The following is a 19,131-nucleotide window of genomic DNA, read 5'->3' as shown; positions in this document are numbered from 1 at the left end:
TAGTTCGTGTTTGTTCGTTTATCGCGCATATTTCGGTGTCAACTCTCGGAATGACAACGTCATCGAAACGGATGTCAATTGAACGTGCTCTCGACCAGATTGTATGCTAACACCCACCAAATGAACTCCGCTGCGGTCAGTCGGCCAAACTGCGCGCTCGGGCGCTCGACGGGTCACTACCCTCGGAAGGACTTAACTGCGTCCTACGTGACCCCGTGGTATGGAGAGCCCGCAACTAGTCGGCGTTCATCTCGGTACTGCGAGCGTGCACGTCGATGTGTACAGCACCGACGGCGAACGTCTCGCCGGCGATGAGGCGCCGGTCGCCGAGCAGACGACGCTCGCGTGGGAGCGAGCGCTCCACGAAGCGGCACCGGCGCTGCCACAGACCGGTATCGGCTCGGTTGCGAGTACGTCGGGGACGGCCGTACTCGTCGATAAGTACGGCGAGCCGGTGTTCCCACCGCAGATGTACTTCGATTCCGCGCCCGAACAGGCGTCGAAGCTCCGCGACCTCGACCTGTCCGGCCTCTCGATTAACCAGAACATCGCGTTTTCTCCGACCAGCCCCCTGCCGAAGATTCTGAAGCTTCGCGCGGAACACCCCGAAAAGTTCCAGCGAGTGGAGTGGATTCTCAGTCCGACGACGTGGCTGTTGTATCGGCTCCGGTTCGACGCGTCGACGCCGTGGCGCGACATCGAGACCGACTGGACGAACGCGTTGAAGTTCGGTGCCGACGTGACGACGCCCCTTCCCACGTGGTTCGAGTCGCTGTTCGAGACGCTCGACCTGCCTCGGTCGCTCTTTCCGGCGATTCGACCCCCGGGGTCGTTCATCGGTGTCGCCGACGGTCAGTTAGCCGAGCGGACCGACTTCGAGGGCATCAAACTCTTTCAGGGGCTCACCGACGGCAACGCGTCGGTGCTGGCGAACGGCGGCGTCAAACCGGGGGATTTCAGCATCACCTTCGGCGCGTCGAGCGTCGTCAAGTACGTCTCGGAATCCGTCTCACCGCATCCGGCGCTGTACTACCACCGTCATCCCATCGACGGCTATCTGCCCGGCGCGTCGTTCGACACCGGCAACCTCCTCCGGTGGTTCTTCGACCGCATCCTCAACTGTACGCCGGAGCGCGGGCTCGAACTTGCCCGACAAGTCCCGAGCGGCCACGGCTACGAGATGTTTCTCAAGGGCAACCGAAGCCCGTTTTTCGACGCCGACGTCGCGGGGTCGCTCCTCGGCCTCAACTACGATAACTCCCTGTCGACCGAGGAAGTCCACGGCCGACTGGCGCGCGGACTCATTACCGGCATCATCCTGACCGAGTGGACCTACATCTCGCTGGTGGAAGAACACTTCAACACTGACATCGACCGCGTGCTCGTCATCAACGACGGGACGCCGACGCTCGACGGCAACTACGACTGGTGGAACACGCTCCGCGCGTCGATATGGGACCGCCCGGTCGTCGAGATGGAACCGCGGACGACCGCCGGTGCGGTCATGGCCCCCGCGCTCATCACGTCGATTTACAGCGACGTCGAGACGGCAGCGGAAAACCTCCTCCGCGAGCGCGACGTTATCGAGCCCGACCCGTCGGTCGGTGCGGACTTCAATACCCAAAAAGAGACGTACTTCGACCGATGGCGAGACATCGCGGAGTTCTATCAACGGGAGTGACGCCGAGGGCGGCCGTTCGGTAGCCCGGACACCTCATCGCGGGCCAGTTGCGTCGTGCGCTCGATTCACAACGAGCGGGCGGAGTCGAGATGGCGAGCGACTCTGACCTTGGGGTGGCTACGTCCAGATTCCAAACGACAGTTCTGGCATATCTCAGTACATGTCAGATTCAACGAGTAGTTTCGTTCGGTGGGTTGTCGGGTGATTCTCAATATCTCGTAGTACCGAGCGAATATTGCGATATATCGCGTTTTGGGGGTTCGGTATCTCTCGAACGTACTAGATGATGGAATAGATTCGAAATCCCAGTATGTTCCACTCTCGGCCCCTCAAACATCTATATTCAGAAATTTTCAAAAATTCAAGTGGTACTACCTACTGTGTTGAACTATTGAGTTATAGTCAGTTATCTTTTATATCGTACTTCGAGGACAGGATACGGACGATGCCCCCGTCGATTGCTACCCCCCGCGGTCGAACTCGTCGTCGACCATCGCCAGCGCCCCGCCGGAGTTGAACAGCAGGCGGCTCACGACCACCCACGTCGGCACCGCGAGGACGACCAGCGCGACCGTGCTCGCGACGGGCGACAGCGGCGGCAACAGCCCGCGGTAGAACCACACGATGGCGAACGTCAGGACGATGCGGAGCATCGGTTTGACCGCGATGCTCATCTGTCGTCGTCACCCCCGCTCCGACCCCGGCCATCGGTCGCGAGCGTCGGTTCGGCGTCGAAGTTCTCGATGCTGAACCGCTCGTCGACGTCTTGCGCGGCGCTCGGGACGCCCGCACCGACTTCGAACTCGTCGACGTGGATGCAGGCGGCCTGGTGGCCGCCGGTGGCGCCCGCCACGTCGTCGAGCGTCGGGTCGACCGACGTGCACTCCTCGGTCGCCTCGGGACACCGCGGATTGAACGAACAACCGGACGGCGGGTCGAGCGGCGAGGGAACCTCGCCTTCGAGCACCTGCCGCTGGCGCGCCAGCTCCGGGACCGGCTGGGGAATCGCGCCCAACAGCGCCCGCGTGTAGGGGTGTTGGGGATTCGAAAACAGCTCGTCGGCGTCCGCGAGTTCGACGATTTCGCCGAGGTACATCACGGCGACGCGGTCGCAGACGTGGCGAATCACGCTGAGGTCGTGAGCGATGAACAGAAGCGTCAGGTCGAACTCCGCTTGGAGGTCCTCGAGCAGGTTGAGTATCTGCGCTTGAATCGACACGTCGAGCGCGGAGACGGGCTCGTCGGCGACGATGAAGTCGGGGTCGACCGCGAGCGCGCGGGCGATGCCGACCCGCTGGCGCTGGCCGCCGGAGAACTCGTGCGGGTAGCGGTTGGAGTACTGCGGCGGCAGGCCGACCGTCTCCATGAGTTCGTCCACGCGGGCGTCGCGTTCGCCCTCGTAGAGGCCGTGAATCTCCATCGGCTGTTTGATTATCTGGCCGACGGTCTTCCGGCGGTTGAGACTCGACGCGGGGTCCTGAAAGACGATTTGGATGCGCTTTCGCATCTCCGTCATCTCCCGGTCCGACAGCGCCGTCAGGTCGGTGCCGTCGTAGCTAACCGTCCCCTTCGTGGGTTCGTCCAGCCGGAGAACCGACCGCGCCGTCGTCGACTTGCCGGAGCCGGACTCGCCGACGAGTCCGAGCGTCTCGCCGCGCTCAATGTCGAACGAGACGCCGTTGACGGCCTTCACGGTCTCGTCGGCCCCGAGTAGGCGGTCGATGAAGCCGTCGTTCTGCGTGAAGTACTTGTGGAGCCCCGAGACGGACAACAGCGGGTCGTCGCTCATTGCGATGCACCTCCGTCGGTCGCGGGAGTCACAGGACTACCGCCGTCAGCTTGCACGCCTTCGGTTTCGATGGTCGACTTCGAGAGGTTGTAGCCGCGCGCGTGGAGACACGCGGCTTCCCGGCCGGGTTCGACTTCCCGGAGCTCGGGGTCGTACGACTCGCACTCGGCGGTCGCGTGCGGACACCGCGGGTGGAACGAACAGCCAGACGGCAGGTCCGTGAGGTTCGGCACGTCGCCTTTGACGGGCGTCAGCCGGTCGGTATCGTCGGTGAGCCGCGGAATCGACCGCATGAGGCCGCGGGTGTAGGGGTGTCGCGGGTTCTCGAAGAGGGCGTCCACCCCGGCGCGCTCGACGACGCGGCCGCCGTAGGCGACGGCGACGCGGTCGCAGGTCCCGGCGACGACGCCGAGGTCGTGCGTGATGAGGATGATGCTCATCCCGTACTTCTCCTGGAGTTTGTCGAGGACGTTGAATATCTGCGCCTCGATGGTCACGTCGAGCGCGGTGGTCGGTTCGTCGGCGATGAGCACGTCCGGCTCGCAGGAGATGGCCATCGCGAGCAGCGCGCGCTGGCGCATCCCGCCGGAGAACTGGTGCGGGTAGTTGTCCACGCGCGAGGTCGGCTCTGGGATGCCCACGTCGGCCATGAGTTCGATGGTCCGCTCGCGGGCCGTCGCGTCCGACACGTCCTGGTGGGTCTTGATGACCCGGCTAATCTGGTCGCCGACGGTGAACACGGGGTTGAGACTCGTCATCGGGTCTTGGAACATCATCGCGATGTCGTTGCCCCGAATCGACCGCATTTCGGCCTCGCTTTTTTCGAGCAGGTCGTCGCCGCGGTAGCGGACGCTCCCCCGCTCGATGCGACCGGGGCTGTCCACGAGTTGGAGCATCGACAGCGCGGTCACGGACTTGCCGGAGCCCGACTCGCCGACGATGCCGAGCGTCTCGCCCTCGTAGAGGTCGAACGACGAACCGTCGACGGCCTTGACGGTTCCCTCGTCGGTGTAGAACCGCGTGACGAGGTCGCGGATTTCGAGCACCGGCTGTTCGTCCGGTTCGGCGCTCATCGCTCGCCTCCGTCGTTTCGGGGGTCGAGCGCGTCGCGCAGGCCGTCACCGAGCAGGTTGAACCCGAGGATGGTGACGACGATGACGAGGCCGGGGAACACCGAGTACCACCACTCGCCGCTGTAGAGGTAGCCGCGGGCGTTCGACAGCATCAACCCGAGGCTCGCGTTCGGCGGCTGGATGCCCAGCCCGAGGAACGACAGCGCGGCGCTGGCGAGGACGGCCGTTCCCATGTAGAGCGTCCCTTGGACCACGACGGTCGGCAGGGTGTTGACGGCGATGTCCTTCACGAGGATGTGTCGGTCGCTCGCGCCGAGGGACTTCGCGGCGTCGACGTAGTCTTCTTCCATCTCTTTGAGGACCGACCCGCGCATGACGCGCGCGAAACTCGGGATGTAGACGACGCCGATGACGGCGATGACCTTCACGATGTTCGGGAGGGTGAACGAGCCGTACTCCGTGCTTCCGACCCCGAGCACGCCGAGCACCGCGATGGCGAGGATGAGGCTCGGGAAGGAAAACAGGATGTCCATGAAGCGCATGACGACCTCGTCGACCCAGGTGTTGCGGTAGTAGCCCGCAATCGCGCCGGCGGTCACGCCGAGCGCCATCGCGAAGCCGACGACGCCGAGCGAGACGGTCATCAGCGTCCGCAACCCGTAGATGATGCGCGAGAGGATGTCCCGACCGTGGTGGTCGGTGCCGAGGTAGGCCGTCGTCGTGCCGACGACCTCGCCGGCGTCGTTCTCGACGATCATCTCGGTGCCCATCGGCATCGGGTTGTGTTCGCCGTCCGGTGCCTCGAACTGCGTCGTCGGGTCGTGGGGGGCGAGAAACGGCGCGAACAGCGCGGTCAGGAGCATCGTGAGGATAATCGCGGTCCCCACGAGCGAGAGGGTGTTCTGGCGGAACTCCTTCCAGAACATCTCGAACTGACTGTGGTGCGTACCGGGGGCTTGCGCGGCCGGCACCGCCTCGTCCGTGTGGTCTGTCGTTGCCATGTTAGTTTCCATCGTGTCTGATGCGGGGGTCGAGGTAGGCGTACAGCACGTCCACCGCGAGGTTCGCGAAGACGAACACGCTCGCGATGAACAGGATGAGCGCCTGGATGATGCGGTAGTCGCGGCGGTCGATGGCCAGTATCAGGAGCTTGCCGATACCGGGGAGGTTGAACACCGTCTCGGTCAGAATCGCGCCGTTCATCAGTTGGCCGAGGCCGACGCCGATGACCGTCACGACGGGGATGAGCGCGTTCTTCGAGGCGTCCTTGAGGACGATTTCGCGCGCGCCGATGCCCATCGCGCGGGCGGTCTTGACGTAGTCCTGACTGAGCGTGTCCAGCATCTCCGAGCGCATCATCCGGGCGATGAGCGCGGAGTAGGCCGTCCCGAGCGTGATGACCGGGAGGAACAACTGCTGGAGATTCGCCACCGGGTCGACCCACGGCGGCGTCCAGCCGCCGGTCGCCCACGGGAACGAAAACTGCACCGCGAAGATCATGATGAGGATGATACCCAGCCAGAAGTCTGGAATCGAGATACCCGACAGCGCGGCGATGCGCGCGGCGTGGTCCGCGGGCTTGTCCTTCCGGACGGCGCTGATGATGCCCGCCGGGATGGCGATGAGGACCGCCGTAATCATGCTGAGAATCGACAGCTCGACCGTCAGCGGGATGCGCTCGACGATGATGTCGGTGACGGGCGTCCCCTGTTTGACCGTCCACGACACGCCGAAGTCGCCCTGTATCGCGTCGAACACCCACATGCCGTACTGGACGTACAGCGGGCGGTTGAGCCCCATCTCCAGTCGAATCTGCCTGACGAGCTCCTCGCTGCTGAGCGGGCCGAGCATCACCCGCACCGGACCGCCCGGCGCGAGGTGGACGAGCGCGAAGACGACGACGCTCACCCCGAGGAGGACGGGAACGCTCAACAGCAGGCGTTTGAGGACGAACCGGAACATGCTCACGGCCGAGTCACCTCCCGGGTCGCCGTCTGCGGTCGACGAGTCTGACGCGAACGCGTGTGCATCGGCTCCTCACTCACCCTTCGAGACGAAGCGGTAGTTGTCCTGGAACGTGCCCACGTCGTAGTCGTTGACGGCGTTGCGCCACGCTTCGAGCTTGTTCACGTAGGCGATGTCTATCTGGATGCCGTGTTCGACGAGGTACTCCTCCAGTTCCCAGACGATTTCCTTCTGTTCTTGTTCGTCCGTCGAGGCCTGTGCCTCGCGGAGCTTCGAGACGTACCACTCGTGACCGTTCGAGAAATCGCCCTCGGCGTCGTCGGGTGCGGCGGGGCCGCTCGGCGCGTAGATGTCTTCGAGGTCGTCGGATGGGTGGTGCCAGTTGTTGTGGTTGTGGTTGTTGTCGGCGTAGCCGGCGTCGAGCCACGACGTGGCGACCGGAATCGACTGCGCCCAGTCTTCCATCGCGGCGTGCCACGTGTCCGTGCTGTACACCTGGTTGAGGAGCGTGGACTTATCGACGGCGGTGACGCTGGCTTCGATGCCGATTTTCGACAGTTGGTTCTGGATGACGACGGCCTCGTCTTTGAACCACGAGCCCTTGGTGGCGATGATGTCCATCTCGAAGCCGTCGGGGTTGCCCGCGAGTTCGAGTTCTTTCTTGGCCTTCTCGGGGTCGTACATCTGCATCTCCTTGAGCTTCGGCGAGGTCCAGTCGCTGTCGGGGTACCACGGTCCCTTTTGGACCGCGCCCTGTCCGTAGAAAATCTCGTCGAGAATCTCCTCGCGGTCGATGCCGAACAGCACCGCGCGGCGGTTGTGCCGGTTGCTCATCGGGTTACCCTCGGACTCCATCATGTTCACGTACAGCACCTGCGTGAAGTTGCCGGGGACGGACTCGGTCGTGATGTCCGGCTGGCCGCTGAGGCTCTCGAAGTCCTTCGGGGGGACCTTGTCCGTCAGGTCGAGTTGGCCCGAACGGAGGTTTGCGAGGCGCGTGGAGTCCTCGCCGATGAAGTCGAACTTGAACTCGTCGACGGCGGGCGCGCCCTCCTTCCAGTAGTCCTCGTTCTTCTCGAGGAGGACGTGACTCCCGCTTTTCCACTCGACGAATTTGAACGCGCCGGTGCCCGCGCCGGAGGGGTCCTTCGTGAGGTCGGTCGCGAGGCCGCTCGGTCCCTTCCCGTCCGCGGTGTCGCCGCGGGAGCCCTCGGGGACGATACCTTCCAGCCCGCGCGTGAGCCACCAGTTGAGCGTCCCGAACGGCTGGGAGAGGTTGAGCCGGAGCGTCCGGTCACCGACGATCTCGGTGTCCTCGACGAACGGGAGGCGGCTCTTGACCGGCGACTTATTGTCGGGGTTAAGAATCCAGTCGACGGAGTACTTGAAGTCCTCGACGGTCACCTCGTCGCCGTTGTGGAACGTGATACCCTCGCGCAGCGTGTACTCGAAGGCCGTCCCACCGTCGACCGGGTCGGGAACCTCGGTCACGAGGCCGGGCTGGAGTTCGGAGTCGGGCGTCAGTTCGATGACCTCGTCGTAGATGAGGCCGCCGATGGTGCTGGTCGCGGTGTCCGTCCAGAGCGCGGGGTCGAAGTTCCACGGCTCCGCGGCGAGCGCGACGTTGACGCGGACGGTCTCGCCCGAGTCGCCCGACGAACCGCCGTCGGTGCTCCCGCCGCTCGTCTCGGTTCCGTCGGAGCCGCCGGAATCGCCGCCGGTACAGCCCGCAAACCCGGTTACGCCGACCGCGCTCGCGGCCGCAATAAATTGCCGTCTGTCCATGTTTATCTCGGTAATGTTGTCGTCTGCCATTGTTTTTCGGAGCTACGTACACACCCTTGTAGCGGTACGCGTGATACCTTAGCTCATGAAACACCGTTATTTATATCTTTGGCAACCCCTCACAATCTTGGTACTATATCTCAGTGGAGCCCGGCGAGATTGTGCTACCGCTTCCCAAACAGTTTAACGGGGTGGTTGCAATGTCGGCTTCATGGCGTACGCCAGCACGCTCTCCCTGCGAGAGTTACGACAGGACCTTCACGCCCACCCCGAGTCCGGGTGGAAGGAGTTCCGCACGACAGCCCTCATCGCCGCCGCGCTCGACGAACGCGAGTTCACACTCCACCTCGGCCCGGACGCCGTCGCCGAAGACGAGCGACTCGGCGTCCCCGACGACGACGCGGTCGCGGCCGCAATCGAGCGCGCACGCGAGGAAGGCGCACCCGAGGCCTACCTGGACCGGATGGGCGATATCACGGGGCTCGTCGCCGAGAAGACCTTCGGCGACGGGCCGACCGTCGGCGTCCGCGTCGACATGGACGCCCTCGAACGTACCGAATCGAGCGACGAGGCACACCGTCCCGCGAAACTGGGCTTCGCGAGCACGCACCCCAACGAGATGCACGCGTGCGGCCACGACGGCCACACCGCCATCGGCCTCGGCATCGCCCGCGACCTCGACGACGACGGCGGGTTCGACGGCACGCTTCGGCTGTTCTTCCAGCCGGCGGAGGAAGGCGGCCGCGGCGGCAAGCCGATGAGCGAGACCGACCTGCTCGCGGACATCGATTACTTCCTCGCGCTCCACCTCGGCCTCGGCAACCCCACGGGGACGGTCATCGCCGCCTACGAGAACCCGCTTTCGAACGCGAAACTCGACGCGACCTTCGAGGGCGCGCCGAGCCACGCGGGCAACGCGCCCAACGAGGGGCGCAACGCGCTGCACGCGGCGACCGCGGCTGTCCAGAATCTCTACGGAATTCCGCGCCACGCCGACGGTGCGACCCGCATCAACGTCGGGAAGTTCGAGTCCCCCAACCCGCAGAACATCATCGCAGAAGAGGCGCGTCTCCGCGTCGAGGTCCGCGGCAGGACCGCCGAACTCAACGACTACATGCTGGAAAAGGCCCGCCGCGTGCTCGACCACGCCGCGGGCATGCACGACGTGTCGGTCGAGACGGGGCTGTACGGGAAGACGTCGACGTTCACGGCCGACGACGAGATGGTCGAGGCCGTCCTCGCGTCGGCGGCCGACCTCGACGACGTGACCGAGACGGTCCCGCGACTCGACATCGGCGGCAGCGAGGACGCCTCCTACCTCATCCGACGCGTCCAAGAACACGGCGGGAAGGCGACCTACGTCGGCATCGGCGCGAGCAACGAGTTCGGCCACCACACCTCGCGGTTCGACATCGACGAAGACGCCCTCGACATCGGCGTCGACGTGGTGTGTCAGACGATTCGAACGCTTTAACGCGGCGACTCGACCCGGCTGTTCGACCCCGAGCAGCCGCGTCTCTCGCCCGTCGTCGCCGCCAGCGTCCCGTAGAATCTGCCACGAACACGCACAATTATTAGACATCGTTTGCGAGTTGAGCCGCATATGCAGGTCTCCCAGCAACGACTCCGCGAGGACATCGAAGCGAACGCCCGCTTCGGCGACATTGACGCGCCGGCAGGACGCGGCCGAACTGTCCTGACCGGAAGCGACGCCGACCGACGCGCCCGCGAATATTTCGTCGAGCGACTGCGCGACGCCGGCCTCTCGGTCCGCATCGACGCCGTGGGCAACGTCGCCGGGCGGTGGGTCCCAGCGGGAGCCGACCCCGACGCAGCCCCCGTCGCCGCCGGCAGTCACCTCGATTCGGTCCCCGAGGGCGGCATCTTCGACGGCCCGCTCGGCGTCTACGCGGCGCTCGAAGCGGTCCGAACGCTCCAAGAACGAGACGCCGACGTGAGCCTCGACCGGCCCATCGACGTCGTCTCGTTCACCGAAGAGGAGGGCGCGCGCTTCTCGCACGGCCTGCTCGGGTCGTCGGTGGCGACGGGGGCGCGCGACGCCGACGACGCGCTCGCGTTCCGCGACGCCGACGGCACGACCCTCGAAACCCACCTCGACGCTATCGACTTCCGCGGGACCGACACCATCGACGCCGCGGCGTGGGACGCGTGGGCCGAACTCCACATCGAACAGGGAACGGTGCTGGAGTCCGCGGGCGCGGGGGTCGGCGTCGTCGACGCCATCACCGGTATCACGACCTGCGCGGCTGACATCGTCGGCGAGGCAGACCACGCCGGCGCGACGCCGATGGACGAGCGCCGCGACGCGCTGGTCGCCGCCAGCGAGTTCGTCGTCGACTTCCGGGCCGCGGCCGACGACGTGGCGCAGAACCAGAGCGCCACCGCCGTGGGGACCGTCGGCCAGTTCGACGTGACCCCGAACGCCCGCAACATCGTCCCCGGCGAGGTCACGCTGCAGATGGACATCCGCGACGTGAACTACCGGGCGATGAACGCCATCGCGGAGCGAGCCGACGCCGCGCTCGCGCGCCTCGAAACCACCCACCCGGTCGAGACGAGCTTCGACCGCTATCGCGACCAGCGTCCGAGTCGGATGGCCGACGACTGCGTCGACGCCGCCCTCGACGCCGCCGCGACCGAGGATATCGACGCGAAACGGATGCACTCCGCGGCGATGCACGATACTGCAAATGTTGCCAGCGTCACCGATGCCGTACTCCTGTTCGCTCCGTCGGCGGACGGCCTCTCGCACAACCCGCGCGAATGGACCGACTGGGTGGACTGTGCGACCGCAGCGTCGGTTCTCGCGGGGACGCTCGCACGCCTCGCCGGCGCGTGAGTTGCGACCGGCGGCCTGCCCCGTTGTGAACTAGGTTCCCGCTTTCAGACATTTCACGGCCAGATTCGCGTCTCTGCCGCGATTCCGTCGCGGCCGCGGTGTCTGTCTCGATATGTGGCACGCGGCCCCGAACTGGACCGTCTCCCGCGCAGACGTTCGTATTCCGACGGTCTGGGGGCGCTCGAACGCGAACCACAGTTTTTCCGTGCCGCTTCGGTCGAAACGTCACCTCGTGGGTCATCGAGTTTACCCTGCGAAACCTGCAGCTATTCGCTCTGCTCCGCGGTGTTGTCATCAAATACAACGATTCTTCGAGTCGTGTGTGGTTCGACCGCGAAGAGCGTCGCCGAGCGTCCGGGTATCGAGGGAGATACCGATTCCACGCATCTGACAAGCGAAGTCGCGGGCGGCGGCCGTCGCTTCCGGTGTGTCTCGGGGGATACGCACATTCGCGCTCGCGCTGGGCGAGGGTGGTGGGCGGCTCCGGCTTCGAGTTGGGTTGACAATTATCGACCGAAACCGCCTTCGAGCGGCGGTCTCAACACCGATTGTCCGCATCACGTTTCGATTGCAAGATATTCGGAACAGCTATGACACCCGATAGACGTTCTCGTAGCATGCCCGAGAACCCCAACACCGATGCGCCGTCGCGGACCCTCAGCACGGTGGACACGGCGGTCAGCGTCGTCAGGGCGCTCGAGGAGTTGAACGGGGCGCGCGTCGCCGAGTTGGTCGACTACCTCGACCTCTCGAAGTCCACGGTGTACAACCATCTCGCGACCCTGCGGAAGAACAACCTCGTCGCCAAGGACGGCGACAGCTACCATCTCAGCCTCCAGTTCCTGCTTCTGGGCGAGTACGTGCGCAACCAGCAGATACTCTACCAAGTCGGCAAGGAGGAAGTCGAGGCGCTCGCGGAGAAGACCGGCGAGTACGCCCACCTCTCGACCGAACAGCACGGCCTGCGAATCAGCCTGCTCAAGGTGCGCGGCGAGCGCGCGGTCGGCAGCCAGTACCAGCGCTCGAAGATTCAGCGCCCGGACAACCTCCACGCGTCGTCGACCGGGAAGGCCATCCTCGCGTTCCTCCCGCGCAGTCGGGTGGAGGAAATCGTCGACCAACACGGCCTGCCGGCGAAGACCGAGGCGACGATCACCGACCGCGAGGCGCTGTTCGACGAACTCGACGCCATCCGCGAACGGGGGTACGCCTGCAACGACGAGGAGGAAATCGAAGGCCTCCGCGCCGTCGGCGCACCGATTCGAGACCGCAACGGCACCGTCCTCGGCGCGCTGAGCGTCTCCGGGCCGACGAGCCGAATCAAGGGCGAGCAGTTCCGCGACACCATCCCCGAGATGGTCACGAGCACGGCCAACATCATCGAGGTGAACATGAACATGGCGGCGCGGAGTTCGAACGCCGGGCGCTTCGATTGAACCGCCCACCCCCGACAGCCATGACACAGATATGCCCGTAATCTTTTGCGACATCTCATCCGGTTTCGGGTGCGGTGTCCGGCCGAGCGGTTCGGCGTTCTGACCGTCGTCCCGACCGTTTCACCGGGGGCCGTCCCGCAGCCGTCGTCGCTCGCTCGAAGCGAGCGAGAGCTGCCCCGTCAGTCCCGTCTCTCGTGGGTGAACGGAGTCTCCCCGATGTCGATACGCTCCAAAGTGATCGTCCGAATCTCCATGTCTTCGAAGACAGCACCCCATCCGCCAACGACGGCCGTTTCATCGCCCGTGTCGAGTGTGAGGTTCTTGTACGCCCCCAGGTCGGACAGCGCCAGCCGTGACGGCGGTCGCTCGTCTCCGTAGAACGAGATGTCGGCGACGCTCCCTTCGACAGTCGTCTCTCCGCCATCCGCAAGGTCGATGCCTTCGACGGTGACCCCGAGTTCGAACCCGCGTTCCCAAAGCGGGACGATATCTCGAATGAACTCTTCGATGGTAACGTAGGTGTACTGGTCTTCGGCGTCGAGGTAGACGGTCGGGTACAGGTTCCACAGACAGGTGAGGAAGAACCAGTGAAAGACAAACGGCAGGATACGGTCGTAGACGAGGACGCCGTAGTCTTCGTCGGAGCGGGTGTTCGGTCCGAAACACGTCCGGTTTCGGTCGATGACGACGAGGTACGGTCCCGGAATGGTACACACACGAAGTTCCGAGAGTACCCCACTCGGGTCGAACGCCGCGGGTGGTTCATCATCTTGGTCGATGTAGACGGCCGCACGGACGACGACACCTCGGTCACGGGCCTCTCGAAGCGCCGGAGAAAGCGACTGGAGTTGTTCGAACGACCCGGCGACCTCCACGACGGTTTCTGCGTCGTCGATGAGGTCCTGTGCGTTCTCGACTGCTGTCTCGACACGCTTGGTGACGCCGACTCTCGCGTCCATCCGCTCGGGAGTACGGTATCGCTCGCGGACCGCTTCGGCAGCATCGTGGAGGAGTTCACCCCTGGACTCTAGGTCCGCCATCGCCGCCTCCGGGTCACACGGTTGAACGTACAGTTTCTCTCGTTCGATCGTTTCGACGTATCCCTTCGATTCGAGGCTCCGGAGAACGTCGTACACTTGCGAGACGGGGACGGCGCTCTCACGGCCCACTTCGATAGCAGGCGAGACGCCCATCTCGAGGAGTGTGAGATAGGCGTCGGCTTGGTACGACGTGAGGTCCGCGTACTCGAGTGCGTTCGTCAGCGTTTCGCGGTCCATACCCGTACTCACACAATCGTTCACTATGAATACTTCGTTGATGTCCGACCTCGTATTCGTGGAGCCGTTTGCGTTCGACCAGTTCGTGGTAAGCCGCCTGTGTGGGGGAGTTCGACCGCTTCAAAACGACTGCCGTCGCTCGCGAACGACTCACCGTTCGGGTTCCACCAGAAACAGTTACTTTTCTGCCAACAATTTGGATGTCGTTGGTGGGCGATATACTACACCCGGGAGGCCGTCAGAGACACCGCCACCGAGATTCCGACTCACCCAGAGCCAGTCGAATGTACGGTGCCTGTCTCGAGGCACGATTCAACTGCTGAGTGGTTGTCCGAGTATCCCGTGTGGAACGCTGTGAACGGCGGGCACACCAAGCCATTACAGGCCTACGTCCGTAATAGATATGCCGCCTACGACCCGGATATACTCTACGATATGATAGCTGAGCCGGCGACACGGCTTCGTGTCCCTACCGAGCAGCGAATCAATTCGGTCGACATTCTCAGATACGCCGTTAGAAGCCGTCAATCAGGAGTTTGGGATGTCGTCATACTTATTTTTCATCGTCCTATACAGAAAATCTGCTTGTGTCTGATTTCTTAGTTTTCAAACCCAACTGAAACATAATCACGACTTATATGCCTTCTAAGCCCTGATTAAGGAGTCAGAGTGTTCTCGACAAACTTATGCTACGCTGATTTGTTTTCTCAATCTCTAATCAAAATGACCTGATATCCTGTATATGTGTGTTTCATGTGGCCGAATGTCAGACAATGGATGCCCGTAGAATACCGAACGATGGCCCGAACGGTCGTCGACGAGAGCCTCACGAAACGCGGGCGACGGCTCAACAGGAGACATTCCGTGTCCGTTCTCGCCGCGGCGTCGGGAGGGGGACACGTAGTGGCGGCGCTCTCTCCACGAAAAACCGCCAGGAAGACTATCGCCGCCGACAACCTCGCTCGGGGCGGGCTACGCAGTCTGCGACGAGGCCGGTCAGTCGGACTTCGGTTCGACGGTAATCGTGACAGCTTGCTCGCCGACACGAAGGGTGTACTCACCCGGAATCGCCGACACCCTCCCGGTTTCGTCGACGCGCCCGATCGATGCCGCATCGATGGGGACCGACACCGTCTCTGTGGCACCGGGGTCGAGCGAGACACGCTCGAACCCACAGAGTTCCCGGACCGGGGTTACGCGCGTTCCAGCCTGGTCGGTGACGTACACCTGTACGACGGTCGAACCGTGTCGGTCCCCGACGTTCTCCACGGGGAGTTCGACTGTCGTGGTCCCGTGGGGTGACATCCGCTCGTTCGTCACGGTCATCGAGCCGAACTCGAACGCAGTGTAACTCAGCCCGTGACCGAATTCGAAGAGTGGGTCGTACGACGGAAGATGCTCGTCGGGACCGATCGGTGTCGGGTGCGGAAAGTGATTGAACCGGGTTGGAAGGTGACTCGCGGACCGGGGGAACGAAATCGGTAATCGCCCGCCGGGGTCGCACGCCCCGAAGAGCGTCTCCGCGACGGCTTGGCCACCCATCGTCCCCGGGTAGTACGCCAGCAACAGCGAGGGGAGATTCGCTGCCATCCACTCCACGGCCAGCGGTCGACCCGTGACGAGGACACCAACGACAGGCGTCCCCGTCTCGTACAACGCTGTCACGAGGTCGCGCTGCGCATCGGGGAGTTCGAGCGTGGTTCGGTTCGGAAACTCGTCGGGAGCGGTACCGCTCTCCGCGGTCGGCCCGAACTCGTGGATATACCAGTTTTCCCCGACGGCGACCACCGCGATATCCGCATCCTTCGCCGCTTCGACTGCGGCGTCGATATCGACTGCTTCGGTTATCGTCGTCCCCTGCTCGTAGGTCACCGTCCCGTCACACGCGGATTCGATTCCGTCTTTGATTGAGATGACGTCGGTGCCCGCCTCGTCGGGGACACTCCAGCCACCGAGTTGGTGGATGGGGTTGTCCGCGTTCGGCCCAGCGACGAGGACGTCGGCAGCGGGGTCCAAGGGGAGCGTGTCGTCGTTCTGCAGGAGCGTCATCGACTTCCGCGCCGTCTCTAATGCCTCGGCACGGTGCGCCTCGGCACCAACGACGTCTCGCGCTTCGTTCGCATCGACGAACGCGTCTTCGAAGAGTCCGAGCCGGAATTTGAGGTCGAGGACGCGCCTGACGCTCTCGTCGAGCACGTGCTCTGCAACCGCACCCGCTTCGACGAGCGACGCGAGGTGGTCCGCGTGCGCGACCGCATCGACTGATGCGACATCGAGTCCAGCGTTGCGAGTCATCCGGACCGACTCACGGTGGTCGCTCGCGACGTGGTGGTCTTCGTGAAGCATCCGGACACCGTTCCAATCAGAGACGACGGTTCCATCGAATCCGAGTTTCCCTCGGAGAAGGTCCGTGAGATACTCGCGTGAGGCGTGTGCGGGTTTCCCGTCGATTGCGTTGTAGCAGGGCATAACGGACGCGACACCCTCGTCAATCGCGTCGAGGAACGACGGTAAGAAGACGTTTCGAAGGAGGTACGAAGACACTTCGACGGGGGCAGTATCTTCCCCCCGTGCGGGCTCGCTATAGGCCGGGAAGTGTTTCGCGGTTGCCGCCACGGAGTTGGAGTCGTCGAGGCCGTCGCCTTGGTATCCACGTACCATCGCACCTGCCATCCGGCCGCACAAAAATGGACTCTCGCCGAACGTCTCGAAGGTGCGACCCCACCGCGGCTCCCGAGCAACGTCGCACGTGGGCGAATAGTTCTGCTGTGCCCCCGACTTCCGGACTTCGGTTGCAGTGACCGCTGCTGCGCTCTCGACACCGTCTTCGTCCCACGTCGCCGCCATCCCGAGCCCGTTCGGGAACGCCGTCCCTTCGGCGACGTACGCGTGACCGTGGACAGCATCCACGTTGAACAACAGCGGGATGCCGAGTCGAGTCTTCGACAACGCGACTTCTTGAAGGTGGTTGACCGTCTCGACGACGTCGTCTATTCGAGAGTCGAGCGCTCCTGCCCATCCGAACGACGCAACAGCACCGACTGCGGATTCGACGATTTCGTCTTCGACGTCTTCGACCGATTTGAACTCCTCAAGTTGTCCCGCCCACGTGCCGACGAGTTGCCCGACTTTCTCTTCGACCGTCATTCGGTCGAGAAGGTCCTCGATGCGCTTCTCAGTCGGGAGAGTCTCATCTCTGTAAGGGGGATGCTTGCTTTCTGACTGCATACAGCGAAGAGAAGACCACTACTACTTATACATTTGCCAACGGGTGGCTAACGTCGCGCAGGGGTTGTGTTTCGCGACGAGCGCGAGACCGTGTCGTGCCCTCCGACGCCGACGTGTTCGGGCGGCGCTCTCGGGAGCGTTACAACAACGAACGACCGCACCTAACCAAATATTTATTAACAATGGGTATGGTTTGTTATCAGTACGCCATGTCAGACAGTACTGACCGCTTTAGCGACTTGATTAGCCGGCGCAGTTTCGTCGAACTAACCGGTACAACCGGAATCGCAGCCCTTGCGGGGTGTAGTGGTGCGTCCACCGGAGGGGGAACGACCGACGACGGTGGGTCCAACGGGGACGCGACCGGGTCCAACGGGGACGAGACAGACGGTGACGATTCCGAGACGAGTGGGACGACTGTCCTCGACAAGAAGATGGTCGGTGCCACGAACAACGGTGTCCCGACGAACCTCCACCTGAACCCGGAAGCGACACAGAACTACGACCCACGAGCGGGGAACTTCGTCTTCGAACGGTTCGCCGCCTACAACTTCTCGACCGGTGAGTTCGAGTTAGCCGCGCTCGACTCGTGGTCTATCGAGGGGCAGACGGTGACACTCACGCTCCGGGACGACCTGTTGTGGGATACCGGCGAGGACGTGACCGCGCGTGACGTCCTGACGCAGTTCCGCCTGATGAAGAAGATGAACACGTCGCTTTGGGACTTCACCGAGAGCGTCGAACGGGGCGACGACGACAAGACCGTCGTTCTCAACCTCAAACGACCATCCAACCCGGAGGTCATCAAACACACGCTCGCCAACGGGTCACTCCGACTGTTCGCGTACCATCCGACCTTCGAACAGTTCCTCGACAAAGAAGCCGAGGAGCTCCAGCAGTTCAAATACGAAGGAGACGTGGTCGCGAGCGGTCCCTTCTCGGTCGCGTCGAAGTCGAAGCAGTCGTGGGAACTCACGAGGAATCCCGAATACTACGGCGCTGACAACATCAACTTCGCGGGTATCTCGCTTCTCTCGCGGGGGGACAACACCGCACTCCAACAGGGCCTGATGGGCCGCGAACTCGACTTCGTCACGAGCCTCTTCGCGCCGCCGAAGATCGTCGGCAACTTCCCCGACTCCGTCGAAGAAGTGACCATCTCCGCGAAATGGGGGTACGGTGTCCTGTTCAATCACGACGACCCCGACTTCGGGAAGCGAAACGTCCGGCAGGCGGTCGCTCACGTCATCAACCGCCAGCAGGTCGTTGATAACGCAGGGCCGCGAACGAAAGCGCCCGCACCGAAGGTGACTGGCATCGCCCCGGACGACCAGGAGTCGTGGCTCGGTGACGCGTACGACTCCTTCGAGGGGTACGGCATGGCGGCGTCGCAGACGGACAAAGCCGCTGCGCTCCTCCGCGAGGCCGGCTACTCGAAGGAAGACGGCACGTGGACACACAGCAGCGGTCGAACCCTCGGTGGGACGTACTACACTCCCGCTGGCTGGACGGACTGGACCACGGCGACGAACACTGTCGTCGACCAGTTGAACGCGTTCGGCTTCGACTTCGAAATCAGCCAGAAGCCGACGGGAGATTTCTTCGGCGGCTACATCGAATCCAACTTCAAGATCGGCGCGTTCTACTGGATGCCCGGCGGTGCACGGTCGGCGTTCCCGTACTTCCCGCTCCGCTGGCAGCTCACTAACCCGGACATCGACGGCGGGCACAACTTCCCGGAGGGCGAACAGACTGTCCCCGGGATGGACGGCGGCGAGATGACTATCGACCCACTCTCGGTGGCACAGGAGATTTCGACCACGCAGGACCGAGCCACGACGGAGGAACTCATCAAGCGTGTCGCGTGGCACCACAACCAGAACCTTCCAATACTGGGGCTGGTCGCGAAGCTCGAACAGTCGTGGCTCACCACCGACGAGTGGGACATCCCGGCGGAAGGGAGCGACGACCGAGCAATCAAGTGGCCAAGCGAGTGGCTCCCACGCCAGGGACAGCTCATGGCCGAGCAATAATCGA

General features: G+C 63.6%; 13 protein-coding genes. 5 read left to right on the top strand and 8 right to left on the bottom strand.

Features of this window, described 5'->3' with window-relative positions:
- The first annotated feature begins 220 nt into the window (after positions 1–220).
- Positions 221–1,681: an FGGY family carbohydrate kinase gene (locus tag C5B91_RS08780; RefSeq protein ID WP_115819678.1), complete on the top strand. Its 1,461-nt coding sequence runs from the start codon at positions 221–223 to the stop codon at positions 1,679–1,681.
- Between the two features lie 461 nt (positions 1,682–2,142).
- Here the strand turns inward: C5B91_RS08780 and C5B91_RS08775 are convergent, their stop codons facing one another.
- The 6 genes from C5B91_RS08775 to C5B91_RS08750 form a co-directional block, all read right to left on the bottom strand.
- Positions 2,143–2,355, bottom strand: a complete 213-nt coding sequence (locus C5B91_RS08775; protein WP_004976015.1) for a hypothetical protein — start codon at positions 2,353–2,355, stop codon at positions 2,143–2,145.
- Positions 2,352–3,470: an ABC transporter ATP-binding protein gene (locus C5B91_RS08770; RefSeq protein ID WP_008096145.1), complete on the bottom strand. Its 1,119-nt coding sequence runs from the start codon at positions 3,468–3,470 to the stop codon at positions 2,352–2,354. The genes C5B91_RS08775 and C5B91_RS08770 overlap by 4 nt, the downstream gene beginning before the upstream one ends.
- Positions 3,467–4,543, bottom strand: coding sequence for an ABC transporter ATP-binding protein (locus C5B91_RS08765; protein WP_008096147.1), 1,077 nt, complete (start codon positions 4,541–4,543; stop codon positions 3,467–3,469). Before C5B91_RS08765 ends, C5B91_RS08770 begins: the two co-directional genes overlap by 4 nt.
- Entirely contained in the window at positions 4,540–5,544 is a 1,005-nt protein-coding gene (locus C5B91_RS08760; RefSeq protein ID WP_115819679.1) for an ABC transporter permease, read from the bottom strand. Before C5B91_RS08760 ends, C5B91_RS08765 begins: the two co-directional genes overlap by 4 nt.
- Before the next feature lies 1 nt (position 5,545).
- Entirely contained in the window at positions 5,546–6,505 is a 960-nt protein-coding gene (locus C5B91_RS08755; RefSeq protein WP_008096151.1) for an ABC transporter permease, read from the bottom strand.
- A 75-nt stretch (positions 6,506–6,580) separates the two neighbouring features.
- A complete protein-coding gene (locus C5B91_RS08750; RefSeq protein WP_008096154.1) occupies positions 6,581–8,323 on the bottom strand; it encodes an ABC transporter substrate-binding protein in 1,743 nt (580 codons plus the stop codon).
- A 181-nt stretch (positions 8,324–8,504) separates the two neighbouring features.
- Between C5B91_RS08750 and C5B91_RS08745 the strand changes: the two genes are divergently transcribed.
- From C5B91_RS08745 to C5B91_RS08735, 3 genes are all read left to right on the top strand, one after another.
- Positions 8,505–9,767, top strand: a complete 1,263-nt coding sequence (locus C5B91_RS08745; protein ID WP_049967498.1) for an amidohydrolase — start codon at positions 8,505–8,507, stop codon at positions 9,765–9,767.
- Positions 9,768–9,896: 129 nt separating this feature from the next.
- A complete protein-coding gene (locus C5B91_RS08740) occupies positions 9,897–11,153 on the top strand; it encodes a M20 family metallo-hydrolase (protein ID WP_115819680.1) in 1,257 nt (418 codons plus the stop codon).
- 617 nt (positions 11,154–11,770) lie between these two features.
- Positions 11,771–12,589 (top strand): IclR family transcriptional regulator, encoded by an 819-nt coding sequence (locus tag C5B91_RS08735; RefSeq protein ID WP_049967496.1) that lies wholly within the window; start codon positions 11,771–11,773, stop codon positions 12,587–12,589.
- Between the two features lie 179 nt (positions 12,590–12,768).
- Here C5B91_RS08735 and C5B91_RS08730 read toward each other — a convergent pair whose 3' ends face one another.
- Both C5B91_RS08730 and C5B91_RS08725 read right to left on the bottom strand, forming a co-directional pair.
- The gene (locus C5B91_RS08730; protein WP_115819681.1) at positions 12,769–13,866 is read right to left on the bottom strand and encodes a TrmB family transcriptional regulator; all 1,098 of its coding nucleotides are present in this window, start codon (positions 13,864–13,866) and stop codon (positions 12,769–12,771) included.
- A 996-nt stretch (positions 13,867–14,862) separates the two neighbouring features.
- Positions 14,863–17,013 (bottom strand): glycoside hydrolase family 3 N-terminal domain-containing protein, encoded by a 2,151-nt coding sequence (locus C5B91_RS08725; protein WP_115819682.1) that lies wholly within the window; start codon positions 17,011–17,013, stop codon positions 14,863–14,865.
- A 515-nt stretch (positions 17,014–17,528) separates the two neighbouring features.
- Here C5B91_RS08725 and C5B91_RS08720 point away from each other — a divergent pair.
- Positions 17,529–19,127, top strand: a complete 1,599-nt coding sequence (locus C5B91_RS08720; protein WP_008096161.1) for an ABC transporter substrate-binding protein — start codon at positions 17,529–17,531, stop codon at positions 19,125–19,127.
- The last annotated feature ends 4 nt before the right edge of the window (positions 19,128–19,131 follow it).

Source organism: Haloferax sp. Atlit-10N (assembly GCF_003586325.1).
GTDB lineage: Archaea > Halobacteriota > Halobacteria > Halobacteriales > Haloferacaceae > Haloferax > Haloferax prahovense.
Note: the sequence above shows the minus strand (reverse complement) of the source record. Positions and strands in the feature narration are given on the sequence as shown.

What these genes read in the sequence shown, in the direction of transcription:
- C5B91_RS08765 (WP_008096147.1), bottom strand. Translation starts at nt 4,543, where the DNA reads ATGAGCGCCGAACCGGACGAACAGCCGGTGCTCGAAATCCGCGACCTC.
- C5B91_RS08740 (WP_115819680.1), top strand. Translation starts at nt 9,897, where the DNA reads ATGCAGGTCTCCCAGCAACGACTCCGCGAGGACATCGAAGCGAACGCC.
- C5B91_RS08725 (WP_115819682.1), bottom strand. Translation starts at nt 17,013, where the DNA reads ATGACGGTCGAAGAGAAAGTCGGGCAACTCGTCGGCACGTGGGCGGGA.
- C5B91_RS08755 (WP_008096151.1), bottom strand. Translation starts at nt 6,505, where the DNA reads ATGTTCCGGTTCGTCCTCAAACGCCTGCTGTTGAGCGTTCCCGTCCTC.
- C5B91_RS08720 (WP_008096161.1), top strand. Translation starts at nt 17,529, where the DNA reads ATGGTCGGTGCCACGAACAACGGTGTCCCGACGAACCTCCACCTGAAC.
- C5B91_RS08760 (WP_115819679.1), bottom strand. Translation starts at nt 5,544, where the DNA reads ATGGCAACGACAGACCACACGGACGAGGCGGTGCCGGCCGCGCAAGCC.
- C5B91_RS08775 (WP_004976015.1), bottom strand. Translation starts at nt 2,355, where the DNA reads ATGAGCATCGCGGTCAAACCGATGCTCCGCATCGTCCTGACGTTCGCC.
- C5B91_RS08730 (WP_115819681.1), bottom strand. Translation starts at nt 13,866, where the DNA reads ATGGACCGCGAAACGCTGACGAACGCACTCGAGTACGCGGACCTCACG.
- C5B91_RS08770 (WP_008096145.1), bottom strand. Translation starts at nt 3,470, where the DNA reads ATGAGCGACGACCCGCTGTTGTCCGTCTCGGGGCTCCACAAGTACTTC.
- C5B91_RS08735 (WP_049967496.1), top strand. Translation starts at nt 11,771, where the DNA reads ATGCCCGAGAACCCCAACACCGATGCGCCGTCGCGGACCCTCAGCACG.
- C5B91_RS08745 (WP_049967498.1), top strand. Translation starts at nt 8,505, where the DNA reads ATGGCGTACGCCAGCACGCTCTCCCTGCGAGAGTTACGACAGGACCTT.
- C5B91_RS08750 (WP_008096154.1), bottom strand. Translation starts at nt 8,323, where the DNA reads ATGGCAGACGACAACATTACCGAGATAAACATGGACAGACGGCAATTT.
- C5B91_RS08780 (WP_115819678.1), top strand. Translation starts at nt 221, where the DNA reads ATGGAGAGCCCGCAACTAGTCGGCGTTCATCTCGGTACTGCGAGCGTG.